Consider the following 650-nt stretch of genomic DNA (forward strand, 5'->3'; position numbering starts at 1 on the left):
GCGCGGCAGACTCTAACCCTGCCCCATTCTTAATCCACCAAGAAAGTAACGTTATCGTTCGTGCAATCCGTGACTATTTGCGTCGTGATATTGGTGAAATTCTTATCGACAGCAACACCATTTATGAACGTGCGAAAGAGCACATTCAATTGGTTCGCCCAGATTTCATCAACCGCGTTAAGAAGTACGAAGGCGAAGTGCCGCTGTTTAGCCACTACCAAATCGAGAGCCAAATTGAATCGGCTTTCCAACGTGAAGTGCGCCTACCATCTGGTGGTTCTATCGTAATCGACCCAACGGAAGCTCTGACTTCTATCGATATCAACTCTGCTCGTGCAACTAAGGGTGGTGATATCGAGGAAACAGCACTTAATACCAACCTAGAAGCAGCAGACGAGATCGCTCGTCAATTGCGTCTACGCGACCTAGGTGGTCTAGTGGTTATCGACTTTATCGATATGACACCAGTACGCCACCAACGTGAAGTAGAAAACCGCCTACGTGAAGCAGTTCGATTAGACCGTGCTCGCGTACAAATCGGTCGTATCTCACGCTTTGGTCTTCTAGAGATGTCTCGTCAACGATTGAGCCCTTCTCTTGCAGAAGCAAGCCACCACATTTGTCCTCGCTGTAGCGGTACAGGTGTTGTT

General features: G+C 48.3%; 1 protein-coding gene. It reads left to right on the plus strand.

Annotated features, from left to right (window positions below; genetic code table 11):
• The coding region (locus R7Z50_RS28235; protein ID WP_318149849.1) for a ribonuclease E/G at nt 1-650 on the plus strand (650 nt) is incomplete at both ends.

It is taken from the genome of Vibrio sp. 1249-1 (genome assembly GCF_033340495.1).